23 protein-coding genes are annotated in these 25,994 nt (G+C 40.0%); all 23 read left to right on the forward strand.

Features of this window, described 5'->3' with window-relative positions; genetic code table 11:
- Window positions 1–63 precede the first annotated feature (63 nt).
- The 23 genes from acpP to infB all read left to right on the forward strand — a co-directional run bounded on the left by acpP (window position 64) and on the right by infB (window position 25,981).
- The gene (gene acpP / locus AC3XNE_RS09305) at window positions 64–309 is read left to right on the forward strand and encodes an acyl carrier protein (protein ID WP_489831793.1); all 246 of its coding nucleotides are present in this window, start codon (window positions 64–66) and stop codon (window positions 307–309) included.
- A 205-nt stretch (window positions 310–514) separates the two neighbouring features.
- Entirely contained in the window at window positions 515–1,219 is a 705-nt protein-coding gene (gene rnc, locus AC3XNE_RS09310) for a ribonuclease III (protein WP_489831794.1), read from the forward strand.
- A 22-nt stretch (window positions 1,220–1,241) separates the two neighbouring features.
- Window positions 1,242–4,787: a chromosome segregation protein SMC gene (smc, locus tag AC3XNE_RS09315; RefSeq protein ID WP_489831795.1), complete on the forward strand. Its 3,546-nt coding sequence runs from the start codon at window positions 1,242–1,244 to the stop codon at window positions 4,785–4,787.
- Between the two features lie 50 nt (window positions 4,788–4,837).
- Window positions 4,838–6,073 carry a signal recognition particle-docking protein FtsY gene (ftsY, locus tag AC3XNE_RS09320; RefSeq protein WP_489831796.1) on the forward strand — a complete coding sequence of 412 codons (1,236 nt, stop codon included), beginning with the start codon at window positions 4,838–4,840 and terminating at the stop codon, window positions 6,071–6,073.
- 10 nt (window positions 6,074–6,083) lie between these two features.
- Window positions 6,084–6,428, forward strand: coding sequence for a putative DNA-binding protein (locus AC3XNE_RS09325; protein ID WP_489831797.1), 345 nt, complete (start codon window positions 6,084–6,086; stop codon window positions 6,426–6,428).
- Window positions 6,429–6,443: 15 nt separating this feature from the next.
- The gene (ffh, locus tag AC3XNE_RS09330; RefSeq protein ID WP_489831798.1) at window positions 6,444–7,877 is read left to right on the forward strand and encodes a signal recognition particle protein; all 1,434 of its coding nucleotides are present in this window, start codon (window positions 6,444–6,446) and stop codon (window positions 7,875–7,877) included.
- Between the two features lie 132 nt (window positions 7,878–8,009).
- On the forward strand, window positions 8,010–8,285 hold the full coding sequence (gene rpsP / locus AC3XNE_RS09335; RefSeq protein WP_489831799.1) for a 30S ribosomal protein S16: 276 nt from the start codon (window positions 8,010–8,012) through the stop codon (window positions 8,283–8,285).
- A gap of 10 nt (window positions 8,286–8,295) precedes the next feature.
- On the forward strand, window positions 8,296–8,544 hold the full coding sequence (locus AC3XNE_RS09340) for a KH domain-containing protein (RefSeq protein WP_489831800.1): 249 nt from the start codon (window positions 8,296–8,298) through the stop codon (window positions 8,542–8,544).
- A 74-nt stretch (window positions 8,545–8,618) separates the two neighbouring features.
- Window positions 8,619–9,134, forward strand: coding sequence for a ribosome maturation factor RimM (gene rimM / locus AC3XNE_RS09345; protein ID WP_489831801.1), 516 nt, complete (start codon window positions 8,619–8,621; stop codon window positions 9,132–9,134).
- On the forward strand, window positions 9,131–9,865 hold the full coding sequence (trmD, locus tag AC3XNE_RS09350) for a tRNA (guanosine(37)-N1)-methyltransferase TrmD (protein ID WP_489831802.1): 735 nt from the start codon (window positions 9,131–9,133) through the stop codon (window positions 9,863–9,865). The genes rimM and trmD overlap by 4 nt, the downstream gene beginning before the upstream one ends.
- Window positions 9,866–9,985: 120 nt before the next feature.
- On the forward strand, window positions 9,986–10,342 hold the full coding sequence (gene rplS / locus AC3XNE_RS09355) for a 50S ribosomal protein L19 (RefSeq protein WP_489831803.1): 357 nt from the start codon (window positions 9,986–9,988) through the stop codon (window positions 10,340–10,342).
- A 204-nt stretch (window positions 10,343–10,546) separates the two neighbouring features.
- A complete protein-coding gene (gene pyrH / locus AC3XNE_RS09360; protein ID WP_489831804.1) occupies window positions 10,547–11,266 on the forward strand; it encodes a UMP kinase in 720 nt (239 codons plus the stop codon).
- 3 nt (window positions 11,267–11,269) lie between these two features.
- Window positions 11,270–11,833: a ribosome recycling factor gene (gene frr / locus AC3XNE_RS09365; RefSeq protein ID WP_489831805.1), complete on the forward strand. Its 564-nt coding sequence runs from the start codon at window positions 11,270–11,272 to the stop codon at window positions 11,831–11,833.
- A 133-nt stretch (window positions 11,834–11,966) separates the two neighbouring features.
- Window positions 11,967–12,758: an undecaprenyl pyrophosphate synthase gene (uppS, locus tag AC3XNE_RS09370; RefSeq protein ID WP_489831806.1), complete on the forward strand. Its 792-nt coding sequence runs from the start codon at window positions 11,967–11,969 to the stop codon at window positions 12,756–12,758.
- Window positions 12,759–12,764: 6 nt separating this feature from the next.
- Window positions 12,765–13,556: a phosphatidate cytidylyltransferase gene (locus AC3XNE_RS09375; RefSeq protein ID WP_489831807.1), complete on the forward strand. Its 792-nt coding sequence runs from the start codon at window positions 12,765–12,767 to the stop codon at window positions 13,554–13,556.
- Window positions 13,557–13,592: 36 nt separating this feature from the next.
- Window positions 13,593–14,864, forward strand: a complete 1,272-nt coding sequence (rseP, locus tag AC3XNE_RS09380; RefSeq protein ID WP_489831808.1) for an RIP metalloprotease RseP — start codon at window positions 13,593–13,595, stop codon at window positions 14,862–14,864.
- A gap of 39 nt (window positions 14,865–14,903) precedes the next feature.
- Window positions 14,904–16,607 carry a proline--tRNA ligase gene (locus AC3XNE_RS09385; RefSeq protein ID WP_489831809.1) on the forward strand — a complete coding sequence of 568 codons (1,704 nt, stop codon included), beginning with the start codon at window positions 14,904–14,906 and terminating at the stop codon, window positions 16,605–16,607.
- Window positions 16,608–16,747: 140 nt separating this feature from the next.
- Window positions 16,748–21,079, forward strand: a complete 4,332-nt coding sequence (locus tag AC3XNE_RS09390) for a PolC-type DNA polymerase III (RefSeq protein WP_489833399.1) — start codon at window positions 16,748–16,750, stop codon at window positions 21,077–21,079.
- A gap of 192 nt (window positions 21,080–21,271) precedes the next feature.
- Window positions 21,272–21,751: a ribosome maturation factor RimP gene (gene rimP / locus AC3XNE_RS09395; protein ID WP_489831810.1), complete on the forward strand. Its 480-nt coding sequence runs from the start codon at window positions 21,272–21,274 to the stop codon at window positions 21,749–21,751.
- A gap of 28 nt (window positions 21,752–21,779) precedes the next feature.
- Entirely contained in the window at window positions 21,780–22,970 is a 1,191-nt protein-coding gene (nusA, locus tag AC3XNE_RS09400; RefSeq protein ID WP_489831811.1) for a transcription termination factor NusA, read from the forward strand.
- Window positions 22,971–22,988: 18 nt separating this feature from the next.
- The gene (gene rnpM / locus AC3XNE_RS09405) at window positions 22,989–23,285 is read left to right on the forward strand and encodes an RNase P modulator RnpM (protein WP_489831812.1); all 297 of its coding nucleotides are present in this window, start codon (window positions 22,989–22,991) and stop codon (window positions 23,283–23,285) included.
- A complete protein-coding gene (locus AC3XNE_RS09410) occupies window positions 23,275–23,580 on the forward strand; it encodes a YlxQ-related RNA-binding protein (RefSeq protein WP_489831813.1) in 306 nt (101 codons plus the stop codon). Before rnpM ends, AC3XNE_RS09410 begins: the two co-directional genes overlap by 11 nt.
- Window positions 23,581–23,656: 76 nt before the next feature.
- Window positions 23,657–25,981, forward strand: coding sequence for a translation initiation factor IF-2 (infB, locus tag AC3XNE_RS09415; protein WP_489831814.1), 2,325 nt, complete (start codon window positions 23,657–23,659; stop codon window positions 25,979–25,981).
- Window positions 25,982–25,994 lie beyond the last annotated feature (13 nt).

Here is a 25,994-nt window from a genome sequence, read left to right on the forward strand (position 1 = left end):
ACTGGACAATTTATGTAGAAAAAGATAAAATTATACTACTGACTTATGAGTGAGGTAAATAACATGACAGAAAAAGAAGTTTTTGATAAAATCGCAAAAATCATTGAAGAACGTTTTAATTATCCGGCGCAGAAAGTTACTAATGAGTTGAGCTTTCAAGATGATTTGGATGCAGATTCGATCGACATCGTTGAGTTTGTATTAGAGTTAGAAGACACATTTGGCGCTGAGATCTCAGATGATGACGCTGAGAAGTTAGTCACGGTCGGTCAAGCAGTCTCGTATATCTCTACTCACCAAAAAAACTAAGCAAGATAATTGATTTTTGATGAACTGGCCTGATGTGCCAGTTTTTTTTATAGAAAGCCGTTAGCGAGCTGGTCCAGACTAATATTGGACTTAGGAGAAATATTTCAAAGCGAATGACCGATGTTTCTCCTAAATCAAATAATCCTAACTTGATCATTTGTTTGGACCCTTGAGTAGTTGAGTCATTAGAAAAGGAGTAATCATATTGATAATTGGCTTAAAAAAGCATTTGAAGGATAGTTTCGGGATAGATTTTAAAAATCAAGATTTATTGGATGAGGCGTTCACACACGCATCATATGTCAACGAACATCCGAAACAAGATCTAAAATTCTATGAGCGGATAGAATTTTTGGGAGACGCTGTAATGCAGCTCTGTGTTTCAGAATATTTATTCAAAAGGTATGATACTATGCCTGAAGGCAAGCTGTCTCGTTTGCGTGCGGCGATGGTTTGTGAGGATAGTTTTAGCAAATTTGCCAAGGAATGTCATTTTGATGAATACATTCGCTTAGGAAAAGGTGAAGAAAAAGCGGACGCCAGGCAACGCCCTTCGCTGCTGTGTGACATTTTTGAAGCATTTATCGGTGCTTTATATTTGGACCAGGGTAAGCAAGTCGTTGTAGATTTTATTTCACAAGTCGTTTTTCCTAAACTTGATATGGGTTGGTTCGATCATTTCTTTGATCATAAAACTGAGCTGCAAGAATATTTGCAAAAAGACGGTGAGTGTTCGATCGAATACAGGTTATTAAATCAAGAAGGTCCCGACAATGATCGCCTTTACCGGATGGCTGTTTATGCAAATAATGAGAAATTAGGTGAGGGTACTGGCTATTCTAAAAAAGCAGGCGAGCAAGCTGCTGCGGCCCAAGCGTTAAAGAAATTTGGCAAAACTGCCACCAAGTAATGTCATAAGGGGGGCGTGTTCATTGAAACTAAAGGCATTAACGCTGAATGGCTTTAAGTCTTTCGCAGATAAAACTAGAATTGAATTTACCGATGGATTGACAGGGGTCGTGGGTCCAAATGGTAGCGGTAAAAGTAATATTATTGATGCTTTACGATGGGTACTCGGTGAACAATCAGCCAAAAGCTTGCGTGGAGATAAAATGGCCGATATTATTTTTGGTGGTTCAGAAACAAGGACATCCTTGAATCGGGCAGAAGTGAGTATCGAATTTGACAATAGTGATCAAACATTAAAAAATCTACCCGAATCAGTCGTTATATGTCGCCGGCTTTATCGAAGCGGTGAAAGTGAATTTTTGATAAATAACAAAGACGTGAGATTGCGTGATATCAGTGAATTGTTCATGGACACCGGTGTTTCCCGTAACTCATTTTCAATCATTTCTCAGGGCAAGGTCGAATCGGTTTTTAACAGTAAACCCGAAGAGCGTAGGTATTTGATCGAAGAAGCCGCAGGGATCTCTAAGTATAAAAAAGAAAAGATAAAAGCAAGTTCCGAACTAATGGAAACAACTGACCATTTAGACCGCGTTGCTGACGTGATAGTCGAATTGGATAAACAAAGAGAGCCGCTTGAAAAACAAGCAAGTGCAGCCAAAGATTACCTCAAACAAAAAAAACAGTATGACCACTTTAAACTGAGTGACCTAGTCTTAGAAATTGAAGGGTTAAAAGGGCAGGTCGATACTGCAAATAGCGAGTTGAGGAAAATAAATGATTTAGTGGCAAAGTATGCTTCACAAAAAGAAAGACAACAAGAGCTCACTGATAGACTAACTAATAAAAATGAAAAGCTGGAGCAAAGATCAGCTGAGGTTTCTAAGCGGTTGTTGGAGCTTACTCGACAAAAGGAACGCATGTCCGGTAAGCAAGAAATGTCACAGCAAGAACGAACTTTTCAAAAAGAAAGATTGACTGAACTTGAAAGCCAGTTGGCTGAAAATAAAAATGATTTAGAGGAAAGCGAAAAACGTTTCACTGAATTGAAAAAACAAGTTCAAGATAAGGAAGATGGCCTAGAACAGCTTCAAAGACAACTCACGGACACAAAAAAACGTCAAGATGTTGATCCGGTTCAGTTGGCAAGTGAGATCGAAGATATTAGACAACAGATCTTGGATTTAGTGCAAAAACGTTCGTCGTTAGCAAGTAAAATAGAGTATCTACAGCAACAGCAAGAGGAGAATTCAAAAGACAATAAATCTCAAGATGATCACTTGCAAGCGCAAAAGACAGAACTTGACCAGTTTGTTTCTCAACGAGCTGCAATGGCAGATAAATTAGCTAAAAGTAAGCAAAAAGTCCTGCAGTTTAAAGAACAAACTACACAAACACAAAAAGAACTCGCTACAATTGAAAAATTATATAAACAAAAACAAGAGCAGTGGTATTCTGCGAGCGATATTATGCACAAAGCGCAAACGCAACTAGAGACTTTGGAGCGTGTTTTTGCCAACTATAGCGGATATTATCAAGGTGCTAAAAATGTTTTACAAGCAAGAAAGCAACTAACCGGGATCGTCGGATCCGTAGCAGAGTTGCTGGAGTTATCTCCTGAATACAGTAATGCTATCGAGACAGTATTAGGTGGCCAGTTGCAAAATATTGTGACTGTTGATGAAAAAGCGGCTAAACAGTCAATTGAGTATTTAAATAACAACCGTCTCGGACGAGCGACATTTTTACCAAGAAACACGATCAAACCGCGTCATCTAGCAGCAAATTTGTTAGATAAGTTGGCTCATATTACCGGAGTTCTTGGAGTTGCGAGTGATTTGGTCAAAATAGGACAAGCTGAGCAAAGTGTGTTGAATTATCTTTTAGGAATGACAGTGATCGTTTCTGACTTGGATGTGGCATTACAAGCTGCAAATGTTAGTAAGCATGCGGCGCGGATCGTGACATTGAAAGGTGAAGTGATAAATGCGGGAGGGTCAATGTCTGGTGGTGCTGGTAAGCAGAAACGTCTTGGACTTTTAGACCAAAAGCAGCAATATGCTCATTTACGGTCGGACATTCAGACCATGAAGCAGAAATTGACAAAACTTGAGATCTCAGGAAAAGAAACTGCTGACCAGCGTCAAGACTTGCTTGAAAAAGTTGATCAACTTGATGAGAAGACAAGTAAAGCTAAAGAGGAGTATGAAAATTATGCAAAAAAACATTCAGAAATATCTTATGTTGTTCAACATAAACAAGCAGAAATTGACAATGTGATCCAAAGTCATTCTCAAAGAGAGACACGAGAAAAAGAAATTTCTCAGCAGATGAGCGATACTAAACATCAGCAAGCTGAAATTGAAGCAAGAATTTCAAAACGGCAGACATTGCTTCAAGAAAAGCAAACAGCGAATACAGCTGCTTCTGATTTTCAGAAAAAATACGAAGCTCAAATGGTTGAGATCAAACAAAAAATTGCTGTAGAAAATGAGCGCTTAGATACACTAAAGATCCAATTAAAAGAAGCTGAAAATCAAAAGAAACGGCTTAAATCATTGATCCAAAAACAAATGGCTACAAGTGATGATCTTTTTGAGAAAAATCGTTCCCAGGATACGACTGAACAAGATCTTAAGGTTAAGCTCGCAGATGTTTCTAAACAGATCAAAGACACTAGTACTTTGCAAAACGAATTGACTAATAACAAAGCAGACCTTAAAGATAAATTAAACCAAGCAAATGAAAAATTGCAAAGAGTCAGCCAATTACAAGAAGCGGCTAAAGATGAGCAGCAACAAAAGCAGCTCCTATTAAGTCGAGTTAACACTTTACTTGATCGTAATCTTAATGACCTTTCAGAACAGTACGAGATGAGTTACGAGTATGCCGCTCGACAAAAAATAAACAGAGATCCCAAACAGGTCAAACATCAACTTAAACTCTTAAAATTAGGTTTGGATGATCTGGGAGATGTAAATTTAGGTTCGATCAAGGAATTTTCTAGGATCAATGAGCGATATGAGTTTTTATCGCAACAACAAAATGACCTCTTAACTGCTAAATCTCAGCTGGAAAGCAGTATGGCTGAAATGGATAATGAGGTCAAAACACGGTTTAAAGCAACCTTTGAAAAAGTTGCTGCGGCTTTTGCTCAAGTTTTTCCACAAATATTTGAAGGTGGGAATGCTTATTTAACACTGACTGACCCTAATGATCTGTTGCAAACTGGGATCGAGATCACGGCTCAACCGCCAGGCAAAAAAGCTCAGCAACTGACTTTATTATCTGGTGGTGAAAGAACGCTGACTGCGATCGCGTTACTATTTGCGATCTTACAAGTCAGCCCCGTACCGTTTGCGGTTCTAGATGAAGCAGAAGCTGCCCTTGACGAGGCCAATGTCGCACGCTATTCTCAGTATTTACGTCGACTTGACCATGAAACGCAGTTTATTATCATTACTCACCGTAAGGGAACGATGGTCCAAGCGGATGTTTTATACGGAGTAACTATGCAGGATTCTGGCGTTTCGCGAATGGTATCCGTTTCATTAGAAGATGTAATTTAATGATCACTTTGTTAAAATAGGTACTATACTAACTCGGGAGGATAATAAACATGGGACTTTTCGATAAACTAAAACGTGCTTTTTCCGGTTCTGAACAGGTTGAAGATGAGGAACAAAAACAACAGGAAGAACAAGAAGAACAAGATAATGGATCAGAGACTTCTTCAAATAATGAAGAGCATGATGAGACCCAGGAGCAAGATGTAGATGAACAAGAGCGGCAAGACGGAAGTGAAGTATCTTCTTTTGAGCAGGAAAGTCAGCCAAAAGAAGATAGAGCTGCGCAAGAAGATGAGCCTGAAAGTGATGATACCCAAAATGATGAACCACAAGAGCATGAATCAGAGGAAGAGCGTTATGATGAAGGCTTGAAAAAATCGCGTCAAGGTTTCGGGGCCAAGATCAATGCTTTATTAGCCAATTTTCGACATGTTGATGAAGAGTTCTTCGATGATCTGGAAGAAACTTTGATCGAATCTGATGTTGGTTTTGAAACAGCTGTCAAAATAAGTGATGAACTTCAAGATGAAGTTAAGCTACGTAATGCTAAGTCTAAAAGTGATGTTTCGGATGCGATAGTGGAAAAATTAGTTGATTTGTATGAAGAAGAAGGACAAGAAGAAGACAATTCATTACGTTTTGCTGATAACGGTCCAACCGTCTTTTTATTCGTTGGAGTCAATGGCGTTGGAAAAACAACTACGATCGGAAAACTAGCTCATAAATATCGGCAGGAAGGTAAGAAAGTCTTATTAGCTGCTTGTGATACATTCAGAGCGGGTGCGATCGAACAGTTAGATGAGTGGGCAAAAAGAGTAAATGTTGACATTGTCAAAAAGGAAGCCCAAAGTGATCCAGCCGCCGTAGTTTTCGATGCGGTCAAAAAAGCTCAAACTGAGAATTACGATGTTTTACTTGTTGACACTGCTGGTAGGCTGCAAAACAAAGTCAACCTGATGAATGAGTTAGCCAAGATCAAACGTGTGATAAAAAGGGAATTACCAGAAAGTCCACAGGAGGTTTTACTAGCTTTGGATGCTACAACAGGACAAAATGCGTTGACTCAGGCAAAGCAATTTAAAGATGTCACTGAAGTTAGTGGGATAGTTTTAACTAAACTGGATGGCACGGCTATGGGCGGAATAGTTCTAGCAATCAGAAACGAGCTGCATTTACCCGTTAAGCTAGTCGGTTTAGGTGAACAGATGGATGATTTGCGTGATTTTGATGCTGAAAAATTTGTTTATGGTTTGTTTAAGGATCTAGTCGCACAGCCGGCTAAATAGGTGAATAGTAATGGAATTAGAAAAAACTAATCGTATCAATGCCTTGTTTGATTTTTATGAAGAACTTTTGACAAATAAGCAGGTGCAATACATTGGTTCATACTATCGTGATGATTATTCTTTAGGTGAAATAGCCGAAAACTTTGATGTTTCACGTCAGGCTGTTTATGATAATATAAAGAGAACAGAACAAACTTTAGAAAAATATGAAAGAAAATTGCATTTATACAGCGATTTTCTAGCCAGAAATAAAAGGATAGATTCCCTGGTAGGTTATGTTGAGGAGCATTATTCCGGTGATAAAAAATTATTAAAGTTGGTCTCACTGGTAGAAGATACAGAAAATCAGAGATGAAAGTGAGGAAAAACAATGGCATTTGAAGGATTGACTGAAAGATTACAAAATGCGATCGGTAAATTACGCCGTAAGGGTAAACTCAGTGAGTCAGATGTGAAAGAAGTAATGCGTGAAATACGCTTGGCTTTATTAGAAGCCGACGTTAATTTTGGGGTGGTCAAAGACTTTATTAAAACTGTACGTGGCCGTGCAGTCGGAGCTGAAGTCCTTGAAAGTTTGACTCCTGCCCAACAGATAGTAAAAATCGTCAATGAAGAGCTTGTCAAGGTTATGGGTGAAAAAGCAGTACCTTTAAATAAGTCCCCTAAGATCCCAACTGTTATTATGATGGTCGGGTTGCAAGGTGCAGGTAAAACCACAACAGCAAGTAAACTTGCCTTGAAGTTAAAAAATGAACAGCATGCACGACCGTTGATGATCGCAGCCGATGTTTATCGTCCAGCTGCCATCGACCAGTTGAAAACTTTGGGGGCGGAAAATGATCTGCCGGTTTTTGATATGGGTACAGACGTTTCACCGGTGAAGATCGTAGAAGAGGGCTTAAAAGTCGCTGAAAAAAATAAGAACGACTATGTGTTTATTGATACTGCCGGGCGCTTACAGATCGATGAAAAATTAATGCAGGAATTGGCCGATATCCAAAAACTAGCAACTCCAGATGAAGTTTTATTGACTGTTGATTCAATGACAGGTCAAAATGCAACCGAAGTAGCTGAAGGTTTCAACGAACAATTAAATATTACTGGTGTCATCTTGACCAAGCTTGATGGTGATACTAGGGGCGGTGCAGCTCTTTCGATACGTGCGGTAACTGGTAAGCCGATCAAGTTTATCGGACAAGGTGAAAAAATGGCCGACCTAGATGTTTTTTATCCGGATCGAATGGCGTCCCGGATCTTAGGCATGGGCGATATGATGACATTGATCGAGAAAGCACAAAAGGATTACGACGAGCAAAAAGCTCAAGATCTTGAGGCAAAAATGAAGGCTAATACCTTCGATTTCAACGATTTTCTTGATCAATTAGACCAGGTGCAAAATATGGGCTCCATGGACGACATTATGAAAATGATCCCTGGGATGGCAAATAATCCAGCTTTAAAAAATGCTCAGATCGCTCCAAAAGACATGGACCATACCAAGGCTATCGTTTATTCAATGACACAACAGGAACGTGAAGATCCAGATATTCTAAAACCAAGTCGGAGGAGAAGGATCGCAGCTGGTTCAGGACGGCCGGTTCAAGAGGTCAATCGCCTGATCAAGCAGTTCAAGCAGATGCGCGATATGATGGCAAGGGTTTCGAATGGCAATCTTTCGGGGATGGAAAACTTGTTTGGCAATGGTATGCAAGGAAAGATGGCCAAGATGTCTATGAATAAGATGGCACGTAAAAATAAAAAGAAAAAAATGAAAAAGTTGAAAAAGGCGCGTAAACGCAGATAGTTTTAACTAAATGTAGATTATTTGCATGCAATGAGCAAAAAAAATCTATGTGTCAAGAAATTTCCCTTTACAGGCAGAAAAATAACTGTTATATTTATAAGCGTTGAGAAAATATGTAGGAGGTGTTAGAGCATGGCAGTTAAAATTCGTATGAAGCGGATGGGCTCCAAGAGACGTCCATTTTACCGTATCGTAGTTGCTGATTCACGTGCACCACGTGATGGCCGCCAAATCGAAACGGTCGGCACATATAATCCTTTAACTAAACCAGAAGAAGTTGTCTTGGAAGAAGACCGTATTTTGGAATGGTTAGGTAACGGGGCACAACCTTCAGATACAGTACGTAATATTCTTTCTAAGGAAGGTATCATGAAGCAGTTCCACGAAAGTAAGTTAGCCAAGAAATAAGGTAAATTAAATGAATGAAGCAGATGTGAAGCAATTAATTATTTCGATTGTTAAACCTCTTGTTGCAGATCCGGATAAAGTTTCTATAGCAACACAAAGAGATGCACACTTTTTAAATTTTAATTTATCCGTAGCACCGGCTGATGTTGGTCGTGTTATTGGTAAACATGGTCGGGTTGCGCAAGCTATTCGGACGATCGTTTATAGTGTCCACTTGAATGATTCAGCAAGAGTGCGGTTAAATATTGTGGACCAATAATAATCAAATAGTTTAAGGCCTCTTGTTCAGACAATTAGTTTTGGACAGGGGCTTTCTTTTTTAGGAGTGTGTTTATGACTTATTTTAATGTTGGAGAAATAATAAATACCCACGGAATACACGGTGAAGTCAAGGTTATGGCAACCACAGATTTTGCGGATGAACGATTTGCCCCTGGGGAAATACTATATGCGGCACGAAAAAACAGTGCTTTACAGAAATTAACGGTCAAGAAACACCGACAGCAAAAGCAGTTTGACATGTTGATGTTTGAAGAGATCGGTGATATTAATGAGGCCGAAAAATATAAGGGCGCTCAATTACAGATCACAGAAGAACAACAGGCGCCGCTTGAAGAGGGTACTTATTATTACCATGAAATAATCGGCCTGGAGGTTTATTCTTTAAAAAACGAGTTTCTGGGGACTATTACTGAGGTTATGGAAACTGGTGCCAATGACGTTTGGGTAGTTAAAAGACCAAATGGCAAAGAGATATTATTGCCAGTGATCAAAGATGTTATTCAAAAAGTGGAACTTGAACAACAACGTGTAATAGTCGACTGGCTTGAAGGATTGGATGAACAATGAAAATAGATATTTTAAGTTTGTTTCCCGAAATGTTTACAGGAACACTTTCTTCTTCCATTATAGGTAAAGCGATCGAGAAAAATATCTTAGATATTACGTTGACTAATTTTCGTGACTTTACTACAGATCGACAAAATCATGTGGATGATTATCCTTATGGTGGTGGTGCAGGAATGCTGTTACAACCTCAACCCATTTATGATGCTCTCGCTCATGTTAGCAAAGTGCGTGAGGGATTGGGTCGAGTGATATTATTGGATCCAGCAGGACGTAAATTTGATCAAAAGACGGCAGAACAACTTGCTAGTGAACCACAGTTGACTTTTATTTGTGGCCATTATGAAGGCTATGATGAAAGGATCAAAGAGCTTGTGACTGATGAATTTTCTATCGGGGATTTTGTTTTGACAGGCGGAGAGTTAGGTGCGATGGTCATGATCGATGCGACCGTTAGGCTTTTACCGGAAGTATTGGGTAACAGTGCCTCTGCTCCTGGAGATTCATTTTCCTCTGGTTTGCTGGAATATCCGCAATATACAAGGCCAGCTGACTTTCGCGGCATGCAAGTTCCATCTGTATTACTTTCTGGCAATCACCAAAAGATTGCTGAATGGCGACAAAAAGAAGCATTTCGCAAAACATATCTGCGACGCCCCGATATGCTGGAAGGGCGTCAGTTGTCGCAGCAAGAAAAAGATTGGTTACGTTTGCTAAAGCAGAAGAATAACTAATAGCGAAAAATTTATTTACACAAGCAACTTGTTATGCTACACTAATATCTGGTTATTAAGCCATATTAACGGTATTCCGCTGCAACTGGACATGAATACCGGTGAAAGGAAGAAAAAGTAATGTCAGTTGATCCATTAATTGAAAAGCTCACACAGTCACAACTGCGTGATGATATTCCAGATTTTCGCCCAGGAGATACGGTTCGTGTACATGCACGGATCGTTGAAGGTAAGCGTGAGCGTATTCAGATTTTTGAAGGTGTTGTTATTAAACGCCGTGGCGAAGGTATCTCTGCCACATACACTGTTCGTAAGATCAGTAGCGGTGTTGGCGTTGAACGTACTTTCCCGCTTCACTCACCACGTGTTGATAAAATCGAAGTAGTTCGTAACGGTCGTGTTCGTCGTGCTAAGTTGTATTACTTGCGTGCATTGCAAGGTAAGGCAGCTCGTATTCCAGAACGCCGTCGTAAATAGTAATTTGGGGTCCTTGTTGATGCAAGGACTTTTTTTGTGCATAATTTAAGGTAAAAGGTAAATTTACAAAGCTTTTTTAGATAAAGAGTTTAAGAGTAAATTAGTTTTTTATTTGCATTAGTTCAATAAAATATCAAATTGTGCTAAAATATCCAATGAATGTAAATTCATAATATATGAATGGATAAAACTAGGAGGAGAAGCATGTCAGTCAAGTACAAACGGATAGTTATCAAACTTAGTGGTGAAGCATTAGCCGGAAAGGAAGGGCATGGGATCAATCCCCCAGAGATCCGCAAGGTTGCAGAAGAATTAAAAGATGTTTATGATCTAGGCGTCGAGATCGCTATCGTTGTCGGCGGTGGTAATATGTGGCGTGGTGAGGCTGGCGCACAAATGGGCATGGAGCGTGCTCAGGCAGATTATATTGGAATGTTAGGAACGATCATGAATGCTCTTGCTTTGCAAGACAATCTTGAAAATGTTGGCGTTCCTACTCGGGTCCAAACATCGATCGAAATGCGCCAGATCGCGGAACCTTATATCCGTAGAAAAGCTACACGCCATCTTGAAAAACACCGGGTCGTTATTTTTGCTGGTGGCACTGGCTCACCGTACTTCTCTACCGACACCACAGCTGCGTTACGTGCTTCTGAGATCAACGCAGATGTCATTTTAATGGCTAAAAATGGTGTTGATGGTATTTATTCTGCGGATCCTAAAGTTGACCCACAAGCATATAAGTTTGAATCATTGACTCATTTAGATATTATTAACAAGGGTTTGCATGTGATGGATACAACAGCTTCTTCTCTATCAATGGATAATAATATTCAGTTAGTTGTGTTCAACATGAATGAACATGGGAACATTAAAGGGGTTGTTCTCGGCGAAAACATTGGAACTACAGTGGAGGGAAAATAGATCATGAAAATTAGTAATCCGATCATTAAAGACGCTCAAGCTAAAATGTCGAAATCCGAAGATGCGTTGTCACGTGAATTGGGCAATATTCGCGCAGGCCGTGCTAATGCCAGTTTGCTTAACCGTATCAATGTTCAATATTATGGGGTAGATACACCGTTAAACCAAATGGCACAGATCACCGTTTCAGAGGCACGAGTTTTGTTGGTCACGCCTTACGATAAGTCTTCTTTAAAAGAAGTTGAACGAGCAATTCTTGCATCTGACCTAGGGATCTCGCCAGCTAATGATGGTACTGCGATCAGATTAGTCATTCCTCAGTTAACTGAAGAGCGGCGTAAAGAGCTTGCCAAGCAAGTCAAGGCTAAAGCTGAAGACGGCAAGGTCGCTGTTCGTAACATTCGGCGGGATATGATGGATCAGCTCAAGAAGTCTGAGAAAGATGGCGACTTGAATGAAGACGAACTTCATAGTTTAGAAGATCAAGCACAACAGGTTACTGATGAGTCGGTCAAAAATCTTGAATCATTGGCTGACGACAAGGAAAAAGAAATACTTGAAGGATAGACCTTCAGTCAAACTAACATAAAAGAGAGGCAGAAGTTTTTAGAATATTAGTTTTTCCTAATTTTCTTGAAAGTTTTGTCTCTTTTGTATTTTTTTTGATACAATGTTTGTTGATACTCAGGAGGTGTACCCTTTGTTCAGTAATAAGGAAAAAAAAGAGTCACAAGAACAGGTAATAGAACCCGCGTTAGATTTGCAAAGGATCCCAAAACATGTGGCGATCATAATGGATGGGAATGGACGCTGGGCTCGTAAGAGATATTTGCCGCGCGTTGCCGGGCATAAACAGGGCATGGAAGTTGTTGAAACGATCACCAAGGCTGCCAGTAAGGTGGGGATAAAAGTCCTTACTTTATATGCTTTTTCAACGGAAAATTGGAAACGTCCTTTAGATGAGGTCAACTATCTGATGGACCTACCAGTCAAATTTTTTGATCGTTTTGTTCCCGAACTTATTAAACATAATGTTCGTGTGAACGTTATGGGCGACGAAGAGCAATTACCAGCAAAGACTCAGCAGGCCGTAAATAATGCTATAGAGCAAACTAAAAACTGTGATGGAATGACATTGAATTTTGCTTTAAATTATGGCTCTCGTACCGAGATCATTGAAGCAGTTAAAAATATTTCTTCTGATGTAAAAAGTGGTAAATTCAGCGAAGAACAGATCGATGAGAAGTTATTTGCCCAGTATTTATTGACTGATCAGCTGACGCCCTATAATGATCCGGATCTTTTGATCAGGACGAGCGGGGAAGAGAGGATCTCTAATTTCTTGTTGTGGCAAATTGCGTATAGCGAACTGTTATTTACAGATACTTATTGGCCAGATTATCAACCTGAAGATTTGTATCATGATATTGTGAAATTTCAACAACGTGACCGGCGTTTTGGCGGAATTAAAACACAAAAAAGGAGAAAGTAAGGATAAATGAAACAAAGAGTTATAACGGCCGTGATTGCCTTGGCTATTTTCATCCCCCTGATTTTTGTGGGCGGTACGGCGTTTAATATTTTAGTTATTGCTATGGGATTAGTAGGAACTTCGGAATTATTGATGATGAAGAAAAAATTATTGGTCTCTTTTGAAGCAATAATTTCATATTTACTGACTGCGGTATTTTTATTACCTAATTCCTGGCTGAGTTTTTTACCAGACAAGGTCACACAACTTGACCTAGCATATTTTTTGATTTTGTTCTTGTTACTTAATTGTGTCTTTACACGGAATAGATTCTCGTTTGATGATGCGGGGGCTTTGACGATCGGTTCGATATACATTGGTCTTGGCTTTCATTATATGATGAGTGCTAGACAAGAAAGTATCTGGCTGATCTTTTGCGCGCTTTTCATTGTATGGATCACGGACAGCGGTGCATACATGATAGGTCGCAAAATAGGCAAACATAAGTTAGCACCGAATATTAGTCCCAATAAAACCTGGGAAGGTTCTATCGGCGGCACGGTTGCAGCAGTTATTATCGTTGGTCTTTATATATTCTTTTTACAAGAACACTTTACATACAGCTTACCGCTTATGCTGTTATTGGTATTGCTTTTGTCTATTGCAGGTCAGTTTGGAGATTTGGCTGAATCTGCTTATAAACGTTATTTTGATGTAAAGGATTCGGGCAAGATCTTACCTGGACATGGTGGTATCTTAGATCGTTTTGACTCGATCTTGTTTGTTTTGCCATTAATGCATTTTTGTGGTTTACTGTAATTCATAAAATTTTCCCTGTGGGAAGGATGGTGGCCGATGTTCATTACGATCATCGCTTTTATAATTGTTTTTGGGATCATTGTGACTTCCCATGAATTTGGGCATTTTATAGTTGCAAAAAAATCAGGTATTTTAGTACGTGAATTTTCGATCGGAATGGGTCCTAAGCTATTTGCGACGCATAGAAATGGCACGACATATACGATTAGGATCTTACCTCTAGGCGGCTATGTGCGAATGGCCGGTTTAGAGGATGATGAAGAGACCTTGCAAAAAGGGATGCCTGTTAATTTGATCCTTGATCAGCAAGAAAAAGTTCAAAAGATCAATACTAGTAATAAAGTTAGTTTATTAAACGGCTTACCTATTGAGATGACTGGATGGGACTTGATCGATGAGCTTTATATCGAAGGATATGAAAATGGTGACGAAGAGAAATTACGTCGCTTTAATGTTAAGCCTGATGCCATGATCATTGAAGCTGACGGCACGGAAGTTCAAATCGCACCACGTAACGTTCAGTATCAATCAGCAAGTTTAGTCAAAAGGATCCTAACAAATATCGCAGGCCCGCTAAATAATTTTATTTTGGCAATCTTAGCATTTATTTTACTTGCTTTTATGCAAGGAGGATCCATTACGACTATCAATTCAGTTGGGGCAGTTCAAGAAAACTCTATCGCTCAAAAGGCAGGGTTGCAAAAAGGTGATAAGATCACTTCTGTTGCAGGTAAAAAGACAGATTCTTGGAACTCACTTTCTGCTGCGATCAATAAACGAGCTGGTAAAAAGACAGAACTGACGATCACCCGTGATCATAAGAAACGTAATGTGACGTTAACGCCAAAAGCGCAAGATTCTGGTGGGCAAAAAGTTGGCATGATCGGGATCCAGGCAGGTCAAAAAGTAGATCATTCTTTTGGTGGGATCATTAGTTATGGTTTTACGCAGACGTACTCTGTGATGAAGGCCGTCTGGGATGCGCTTGTTAATATGTTTCACGGGTTTAGTTTGAATGATCTGGGTGGGCCAGTGGCTATGTACTCGTTCACTCAACAAGCGGCTAAATATGGTGTCGTTAGTGTGATCAACCTATTGGCATTTTTGTCGATCAATTTGGGGATCGTAAATTTATTGCCGATACCGGCCTTAGATGGTGGTAAACTATTATTGAACATTATTGAAGCCATTCGTGGTAAGCCGCTTGATCCAAATAAAGAAACTTTGATCACATTGGTCGGCTTTGGATTTATGATGCTTTTGATGATATTAGTCACTTGGAATGATATTCAACGATATTTTTTCTAGGAATTATTTGTTTGAGAACTGAGAGGAGAAAGTTAGCACATGAAACAATCGCAATTGTTGATCCCGACTTTAAAGGAGGTACCTAGCGATGCTGAGGCTAAGAGTCACCAGTTGATGCTACGTGCTGGATATATTAAGCAGATCACCGCAGGGATGTATGCTTATTTACCATTAGCACATATAGTCCTTCAAAATATTGAAAAAATTATTCGCGAAGAAATGAAGAAGATCAACGCTGTTGAAATGTTAGTTCCAGCAGTTTTGCCAGCAGAACTTTGGAAAGAAACTGGACGTTATGAAGCATACGGTCCTGACCTTTATAGACTGCATGATCGTCATGAACGTGAGCTCATTTTAGGGCCGACTCATGAAGAAACTTTCACGTCTATAATTCGTGATACAATCAAATCATATAAAAAGTTACCGTTGTCACTATATCAAATACAAATGAAATATCGCGACGAGAGAAGACCTCGCTTTGGTTTACTGCGCGGTCGCGAATTTTTAATGAAAGATGGTTACTCTTTCCATGTTGATGATGAAAGTTTGAACCAAACTTTTCAAGATATGAACCAGGCCTATAATCGTATTTTTGAAAGAACAGGCCTTGACTTTCGTGGTATCCTAGCTGATTCAGGACAAATGGGCGGTAAGGACTCCAAGGAGTTTATGGCGATGGCTCCTATCGGTGAAGACATCGTTGTTCATTCTGATGCAAGTGATTATGCTGCTAATTTGGAAATGGCTAAGAATTTACGAGTCGCTAAAAAATCGCATGAAACACCACAAGAACTTGAAAAAGTAGCTACACCTGGTGCTAAAACGATCGACGAAGTTGCTGAATATTTACAGATCGAAGCAAGTAGTGAAGTTAAAACATTGTTGTATGTGATCGATGGGGAAGCCGTTGTCGTTTTGATGAGAGGCGACGACCAAGTTAATGAGACCAAGTTAAAGAATTATTTTGCCGGTTTGGATATTCGACCAGCTACTAGTGAAGAAGCGCAAGAATATTTTGGAGCTGGTTTTGGCTCATTAGGGCCGGTAGGGATCACCGGTTTAAAAGTAGTTGCTGACCTTGATGTGGAAGGAATGGTCAACGTTGGTATTGGTGCTAACGAAGATGGCTATCACTATTTAAATGCCAATATCGAGCGTGATTTTAAAGTCGATAAATATACTGATTTACGATTAGTTCAAGAAGGAGATATTTCTCCAGATGGTGAAGGTGTTTTGAAATTTCAGCGCGGGATCGAGATCGGTCACATCTTTAAACTTGGAGAGCGCTATTCCAAAGATATGGACGCTACCGTCTTAGATGAGAATGGACGTCAAGTGCCTGTTAAGATGGGCTGTTATGGTATTGGTGTTTCTCGGCTTTTGTCAGCTATCGTTGAACAACATAGTGATGATAATGGTATTATCTGGCCACGCTCCCTGGCTCCATTTGACGTGCATGTGGTCCCAGTCAACAGTAAGAAAGCTGAACAAGCTGATTTAGCGGATAATGTCACTGAGATGCTTGAACAGGCCGGTTATGAAGTTTTGTTAGATGACCGTAAAGAGCGGGCCGGTGTCAAATTCGCAGATGCAGATCTGATCGGTTTGCCTGTTCGGATAACCGTTGGTAAAAAAGCTGCTGATGGGATCGTCGAGATCAAATTGCGTAAAACAGGTGAAACACTAGAAGTTCAAACCGGAGAACTTTTGAGTTCACTTAGTATTTTGCTTAATGAAGACTAAGAATATTAGGAATTAAATTGACAGCTCGAAACGCATTTGATGTTTCGGCTGTCTTTATCTATAAGTGAATAAAATATAGAGATTAGAAGAGAGAAAATATAGAGGAGAGGAGAACAAACTTGGCATTAAGTAAAAAAGAAATGCTGACGAAGTTATTGGAACAGATCGACCTCCAATTGCAAGCCGAAGATGAGCAATATTTTGAAAATGGTAGTATCTCTCGAGTCGAGGTCCACCAGGTTTCTAAGCGGTGGGATTTTACTATTAATTTAGCCGATATTTTGCCATTCCATTTGTTCGTTCAGTTACAGCAACATTTAAGTTCTGCTTTTCAAGGAATAGCACAAACAACAGTGACGGTCAATGCAACGGCCCCTGAAGTAACTGACCGCAAGTTGGGTGATTACTGGCAGTGGGTCATAGCCAATAGTGGTTTACATTCTAATTTGACACAAAGCTTGTGTGAGGGAAAAGTACCTTACTTGCAAGATGGCCGAGTAATGCTGCTCGCGGATAATGAGATAATCAAGGATTTTCTAGTTAGTCAGGCTTTAGGACCGATCGAAGATACCTATCGTCAAGTTGGTTTTCCTGCACAAAACATTACTACTCTGGTGGATGCATCGGCTTCACAAGATAAAATAGCCGAGTATAAAGATAAAAAAGCCAAGAGTGATGCAGAGTTGGCACAAAAAGCAATTCAGGCTATCCAAAAACAAAATCAACAAAAAGAGGCGCGTAAGAGTAAAAAAGAGCTTCCTCAAATTGATGGTCCCGTTCAGCTGGGCAAAAAGATCTCAGGTGACATTGAGCCACGCCAAATGGCTGGTATTACGGAAGAAGAACGTTCAGTAGTCATTCAGGGTTATATCTTTGATAAAGAAGTCCGTGTTTTACGTTCCGAAAGACAATTATTGATCTTAAAGGTCACAGATTACAGTTCGTCATTTGTTGTAAAAAAATTCTCTCGCGACGAAAATGATGAGGCTATGTTTGCTGCAATAGAGGAAGGTCGTTGGATCAAGGTTCGAGGCAGTGTGCAAGAGGATACTTATATGCATGATTTGGTCGTGAATGCTTATGACCTGAATTCAGTTTCTCATCCTAGTCGTAAGGACCAAGCACCTGCTGACAAAAAAAGAGTTGAATTACACCTGCACACGAATATGAGTGCAATGGATGCGACCAACTCCATTTCAGCTTATGTCAAACAGGCTGCGAATTGGGGGCAAAAGGCAATAGCTGTGACCGATCATGGAACATTGCAAGCTTTCCCCGAAGCACATAGTGCTGGCGAACAAAACGGGGTCAAGATCTTATATGGCGTTGAAGCTAATATAGTTGATGATGGGTCTCCGATCGCTTACAATTTGCAGCATATTTTACTCAAAGACGCCACATACGTTGTTTTTGATACTGAAACAACAGGTTTGTCTGCCCGGTACGATAAAGTTATTGAGTTAGCGGCCGTCAAGATGAAAGATGGTAATGTGATCGATACATTTGAGCAATTTATTGATCCCGGACATCCGTTGTCCCAAACTACGATCAATTTGACTAGCATTACAGATGACATGGTCAAAGGGTCAAAGAGTGAAGAAGAAGTCTTTAAGATGTTTCAAGATTTCTGTAAAGACACCATTATAGTCGGACATAATGCTACCTTTGATGTTGATTTTATGAATACCGGTTATGTCCGTCATGGTTTGCCAGAGATCGCTGAACCTTGGGTCGATACTTTGCCATTTGCGAGGGTATTGTATCCCGAAATGAAAAGATTTCAGTTAAACAACTTGGCAAAAAAGCTTAATGTCAGCCTTGAACATCATCATCGTGCTATTTATGATGCACAAGCTACAGGCTTTATATATTTTGCGATGCTTAAAGATGCTGGCGAAAAGTTTGGAGTCGAATACCATGATCAATTGAATGACCATGTCGGTGAAAGTGAGTCCTATAAACATGAGCATCCTTTTCATGCTACAATACTCGCACAAACTCAAGAAGGTTTAAAGAATTTATTTAAAGCCGTGTCTGCAGGAATGACGGATTACTTTTACCGCGTCCCTCGGATACCTCGTTCAGTTTTAAATAAATACCGGGAAGGTTTATTGGTGGGCTCGGCTTGCTCGGATGGCGAGGTTTTTACCGCTATGATGCAAAAAGGCTACGAAAATGCTAAAGAAAAAGCCCGTTATTATGATTATCTTGAGATCCAACCAAAACCGTTATATGCACCATTACTTGAACAGGAATTAGTCAAGGATGTCGCACATTTGGAAGAGATCATTAAAAACATGGTCCAATTAGCTCATGAGTTAAACCTTCCTGTTGCTGCTACTGGTGATGTTCACTACATGAACAAAGAAGATGCGATCTATCGCAAGATCTTGATTCATTCACAAAGTGGTGCTAATCCTTTAAACAGATTACGTCAGTTGCCGGATGCACATTTTAGAACTACTGACGAAATGTTGGCGGAATTTTCATTTTTAGGTGAAGAATCCGCTGAAGAAGTAGTGGTGGATGCTCCAGCGCAAATCGCAGATATGTGTGATGAGATCTCGCCTGTTAAAGACAAGTTATATACACCAAAAATGCCGGGTGCTGAAGATGATATTAAAAACTTGACTATGAATAAGGCTCATGAATTATACGGTAAAAACTTGCCAGATGTTGTTGAAGATCGTTTAGCTAAGGAATTAAAATCTATCATCGGCAACGGTTTTTCAGTTATATACTTGATCTCACAAAAATTAGTGTATAAATCCAACAAAGATGGATATCTGGTTGGGTCTCGGGGGTCTGTCGGCTCTAGCTTGGTCGCCACGATGTCGGGGATCACTGAGGTAAATCCTTTACCACCACACTATCGTTGTCCTAAATGCCAGTGGAACCAGTTCTTTACGAACGGTGAGTATGGTTCGGGTTTTGATCTACCAGATAAGGATTGTCCTGAATGTGGAACTCACTTAGTAAAAGATGGACAAGACATTCCTTTTGAAACTTTCCTAGGTTTCAAGGGGAATAAGGTCCCTGATATAGATTTAAATTTTTCTGGTGATTATCAACCGATCGCCCATAACTATACTAAAGTTTTGTTTGGTGAAAATAATGTTTATCGCGCCGGAACGATCGGGACGGTTGCTGACAAAACTGCTTATGGTTATGTTAAGGCATATGAACGAGATACTGAACAAAATATTCGTGGAGCTGAGATCGATCGTTTAGCCAAGGGGGCTACTGGTGTCAAACGTACCACTGGCCAACATCCTGCCGGTATCCTGGTTGTTCCTGACTATATGGATATTTATGATTTTACCCCCATCCAGTATCCTGCGGATGATACGAGTGCGACTTGGAAGACTACACATTTTGATTTCCATTCGATCCACGATAATATTTTGAAGCTAGATATTTTAGGACATGATGATCCTACAATGATCCGGATGTTACAAGATCTTTCTGGAATTGAACCGAAGTCTATACCGACCGATGATCCAGGAGTAATGGACTTATTTTCAGGAACAGATATTCTTGGGGTAACTGAAGAGCAGATCCAGTCTAAAACGGGAACTTTAGGGATCCCTGAATTTGGGACACGTTTTGTACGGGGGATGTTAGACCAGACTCATCCAAAAACATTTGCTGAATTATTAAAGATCTCAGGACTTTCACATGGAACCGATGTTTGGTTAGGTAATGCCGATGAATTGATCAAAAACGGGACGGTGACGATGCCGGAAGTTATCGGTTGTCGTGATGATATCATGATGGACTTGATCCATATGGGTGTTGAATCTGACTTAGCATTCAAAATTATGGAGCATGTTAGAAAAGGCCGTGGGATCCCTGATGAATGGCAGGCCAAGATGCGTGAATCTAATGTTCCTGAATGGTATATCGGGGCATGCTTAAAGATCAAGTACATGTTTCCTAAGGCTCATGCTGCTGCATACGTTTTGATGGCTTTACGCATCGCATATTTTAAAGTCTATTTTCCGCTGGTTTATTATGCAGCATATTTTTCCGTCCGCGCTGATGATTTTGACTTAGTTTCTATGGTTCATGGTAAAGAATCAGTCAAATCAGCAATGGCAGAGATCACGTCTAAAGGAAATGATGCTTCGACTAAGGAAAAGAATTTGTTGACGGTCTTGGAGTTGGCAAATGAGATGATCGAGCGTGGCTTTAAGTTCAAAATGGTGGATCTCAACCATTCTGATGCACAAGATTGGTTAATTGTCGATGGGGATACCTTATTAGCACCATTTTCAGCCATTCCAGGTTTGGGCTTGAATGCTGCTAAACAAATCGTTGCCGCTCGTGAGGAACGGGAGTTTTTATCCAAAGAAGACCTGTCTAAGCGCGGCAAGGTTTCCAATACTTTGATCGAGTATATGACAGAGAATCACGTTTTAGACGATCTGCCGGATGAAAATCAACTTAGTTTGTTTGACAATCTTTTTTAAATTTTTCATGGAGAAGCGATCGTAAATCGTGCTGTAAAGGTGCTTATTTGCTTTTTTGAAAGAATCGTGCTAATATTTAAAGAGTAACTTGATAACTCGTAATGAGTGGGCAGAAATGCTCACTCTTTTTATTGGAAATGATCAGAGAAAAATTATATTAGTGTAAATTTTTAATGACAAGGAGGACAAGGCGTGAGCAGTGTCGTTGAAACGGTATCAGATCTAGTAACACCTATCTTGGAAAAACATCGCTTTGAATTAGTTGATGTTGAGTTTGTTAAGGAAGGTCAAAGTTGGTATTTACGTGTCTTTATCGATAAAGACGGCGGTATTACGATCGATGAATGCGCATTGGTCAGTGATGAACTTAGTGAAAAATTAGATGCCTGTGATCCAGACCCAATTCAACAAGCTTACTACTTAGAAGTTTCTTCTCCAGGGGCAGAGCGTCCTTTAAAAAAAGACAAAGATTTTGAGAAGGCGGCTGCGGAACAAGCAAATATTTTTGTGACCTTGTATGAAAAAATTGATGGCAATAAGCAATACGAGGGGCATCTGGTCAATTTAACATCCGAGGAACTAACAATAGAATATCGTGATAAAACTCGAAAAAAAGAAGTTGTGATCCCTCGAAAAAAAATTGCTAAAGCGCGCTTAGCGATCGAATTTTAATAAAGTTTAAAGCAAGGAGTAAAATAAAATGAGCAAGGAATTACTTGAAGCCTTAGATTCTCTGGAAACAGAAAAGGGTGTCAAAAAAGAAATTGTGATCGAGGCATTGGAAAATGCACTGGTTTCTGCCTATAAGAGAAATTACGGACAGGCCCAAAACGTTGAAGTTGAATTTGATAAGACTAAGGGCAATATTCATGTCTATGCAGTTAAGGAAGTAGTCAACGAAGTCTTTGACTCTCGTTTAGAAGTGAGCTTAAAAGATGCGCTTGATTTAAATAAAGCTTATGAAGTTGGCGATACGATCAGATTTGAAGTCACTCCTAAAGATTTTGGACGGATCGCAGCCCAGACTGCTAAGCAAGTGATCATGCAAAGAGTCCGTGAAGAAGAACATAATATCATTTACGACCAGTACATTCAGTATGAAAATGAAATCGTGACTGGTGAGGTCGAACGTCGTGATAACCGTTATATATACGTTAACTTGGGTAAAGTTGAGGCTTTGTTGTCTCGTCAAGATCAAATAGACGGCGAAGAGTACAATTCACATGATCGAATCAAAGTTTATATCTATAAAGTAGAAAACTCTTCGAAAGGGCCGCAAGTATTTGTTAGTCGTTCACACCCAGACCTTTTGAAACGGTTATTCGAACAGGAGATCCCTGAGATCTATGATGGAACAGTTGAAATTGTTTCGATCGCCCGGGAAGCTGGAGATCGTGCTAAGGTGGCTGTGCGTTCAAATAACGAAAATGTTGATCCTGTCGGAACTTGTGTTGGACCACGTGGTGAAAGGATCCAAACGATCGTTAATGAACTTAAAGGCGAAAATATGGATATTGTCCAGTGGGAAGAAGATCCGGCTGATTTTATTTCTAATGCTTTAAATCCAGCTGATGTACTTGAAGTTCGCTTTGATCCAGAAAACGAACGTGCATGTACTGTTGTTGTGCCAGATGATCAGCTTTCTTTAGCAATTGGTAAGCGTGGTCAAAATGTTCGTTTAGCTGCAAGACTTACTAGTTATAAAATTGATATCAAGTCTGAATCCGATATGCAAGAGCTTGATGAGCAACAGGAAGTAACTGGATCTGATGCAAAAATTGAATCAAAAAATGATGGTAATGATGGTGTGGAAGAATTTGGAGAAGATAATGAAAGCTCACTAGATGATACCGTTGATTCAAATGATGCTTCTTCAGATCTTGATAATTAATTTAGGAGGTGGTCGACAATGGCAAGAAAGATCCCGATGCGTAAAGATATTGTGTCCGGTGAAATGTTTCCCAAAAAAGAATTAGTCAGAGTTGTTAAGAATAAAGAGGGGCAAGTCAGTATTGATCCCACTGGTAAAAAACAGGGACGCGGTGCATATATACGTTTAGATGTTCCAATTGCAAAAAAAGCAAAAGAGAACAAAACATTTGATCAGACTTTTGGTATTAAAATCGAATCTTCGTTTTACGAAGAATTGATTGCTTATGTTGATCATCAAGTTGCACGGATGGAATTATTTGGCAATGGAAAATAAACAAAAAGTTTTAAACCTATTGGGCCTCGCACGTCGTGCTAGAAAGGTCACTACCGGGACAGATATGGTTTTAAAACAAGTAAGAGCACAGCAAGTAGTCTTAGTTTTTGTTGCAAGTGATTGTGCTGAAAATACGCGTAAAAGATTTAATGATAAGTGCCGAAGTTATAATGTTGACTTATCACAAGCTTTTAGTGAGCTTGAGTTGAGTAGCGCGATCGGGCAAAAAAGAAGCGTGATCGCCGTAACTGATAAAGGTTTCGGTCGTAAAATGCTTGAGTTACTGTCGACTTAGGCGGATCAAACGGAGTATCGTTTGGTTCGTTGTGGTCGGACAGATGCTCCGCAGAATCTAATCGGAGGTTGATGGTATGAGCAAGAAACGAATTTATGAGTTAGCAAAAGAATTAAATGTAAATAGCAAGGATATTATTAAAGTTGCTGAAGATAAGGGCTTTAGTGTGGGTAATCACATGTCAGTTCTTGGTGAAAATGAAGAACGGCAGATCCGTGAATTTTATCAACCTAAGAAAAAGTCTCCGGCTCAGAAAACAACTAATAAGAAAAATGACCATTCCAGAAAAAACGGAGCTGTCAATAACCAGCGCCCAGGTCATAAAAATACCAGAAATAGCGGTCAAAAGCAGAATAGTCAAAATCGTAATGCGAATAAGACTGTTCGTAATAGTTCAAATAAACGTCCGGTAAACCAGCAAAGTGCTCATTCAAAGAATGAAAATAATCAGAAAAATAATGATACACGCACTGCTCGTTCCGGTAATCCACGTTCAAATAACCGTTTTAACAATTCAACTAACAATAGTAATAATCGCAATAAGAATTTTAAAAAGAAGAACAGACGGAATAATAACCGTAAGAACAATCGTAATGTGAAGATCAAGCACAATCCTGTCTCACAACGTAAAAATAAGCCGTTACCAGAGAAGTTGGTCTATACGGTCGGCATGAACGTTGCTGATATTGCTAAAAAGATTCACCGTGAGCCGGCAGAAATCATAAAGAAACTCTTTATGATGGGAGTAGTAGTTAATCAAAACCAGTCTCTCGATAAGGATACGATCGAGATCTTGGCGGCAGATTACGGGATCGAAGCAGAAGAAAAAGTTCAAGTTGATGTTTCTGATATTGATAAGTTCTTTGACGATGAGCAGAAAAACCAAGAACATCTGGTACCAAGACCACCAGTTGTTACGATCATGGGTCACGTTGATCATGGTAAGACGACCTTGCTTGATAGATTGCGTAACTCGCATATTACCGAAGGCGAAGCTGGAGGGATCACACAGCATATTGGTGCTTATCAATTGCACCATGACGATAAGACGATCACATTCTTGGATACTCCAGGGCACGCAGCCTTTACAAATATGCGTGCACGTGGCGCAGACATTACTGATATTACCATTTTGGTGGTTGCTGCTGATGATGGAGTAATGCCACAGACGATTGAGGCTATCAACCATGCCAAAGCCGCGGATGTTCCGATTATTGTCGCTGTGAATAAGATCGACAAACCAGGTGCCAACCCGAACCATGGTATGGAACAATTGGCTGAATATGAGCTGATCCCTGAAAGTTGGGGTGGCGACACGATCTTTGTTGAAATTTCAGCCAAGTTTGGTAAGAATATTGATGAATTATTGGATATGATCTTGCTGGAATCAGAAATGCTTGAATTAAAAGCTAACCCAGAACAACATGGAGCCGGCTCTGTAATTGAAGCTCGTTTAGATAAAGGAAAAGGGCCAGTAGCATCTTTGCTCGTGCAGCAAGGAACGCTGCATGCTGGTGATCCGATCGTTGTTGGGGATACCTTTGGTCGTGTCCGTACCATGACCAACGCTCGTGGCAAACGTATCAAAGAGGCAACGCCAGCAACGCCAGTTGAAATTACCGGTCTAAGCGATGTTCCTGATTCAGGGGATAGATTTGTGGCCTTTGATGATGAAAAAGCAGCTCGGGCAGCTGGCGAGAAACGTGCTGAACAAGCTGTTTTACGCGAACGGCATAAGACTAATCATGTTACTTTGGACAATTTGTTCGATACCTTAAAGGAAGGCGAGTTGAAAGAAGTTAGCGTGATCATTAAGGCTGATGTTCAAGGCTCGGTCGAAGCTTTGGCACAAAGTTTCAGAAAAATCGATGTCGAAGGTGTGCGTGTCAACATTATTCATGAGGCAGTTGGTGCCATCAACGAAAGTGATGTTACCTTGGCAGAGGCTTCTAACGCCATTATTGTTGGTTTTAACGTTCGCCCGACACCTAGAGCTCGTGCACAGGCTGAAACTGATAAGGTCGACATTCGGTTGCATAATGTTATTTACAAGGCGATCGATGAGATAGAAACAGCTATGAAGGGTATGCTTGAACCTGAATATGAAGAAAAAATCACTGGTCAAGTCGAGATCCGTGAGACTTATAAAGTTTCTAAGCTTGGAACGATCGGTGGCGGTTACGTTACAAATGGTTATATCCAACGGGATAGTGGTGTTCGTGTGATCCGTAACGGTATCGTGATCTATGAAGGTAAATTAGCTAGTTTGAAACGCTTTAAAGATGATGTCAAGCAAGTTAAACATGGTTATGAATGTGGCTTGATGATCGAAAAGTATAATGATCTCAAGGTTGGAGATCAGGTCGAAGCATATGTTATGGAAGAAGTGCCAGTCCAATAATGGCTAACTGGCA

The organism is Ligilactobacillus sp. JN-6 (Y).1, assembly GCF_058111525.1.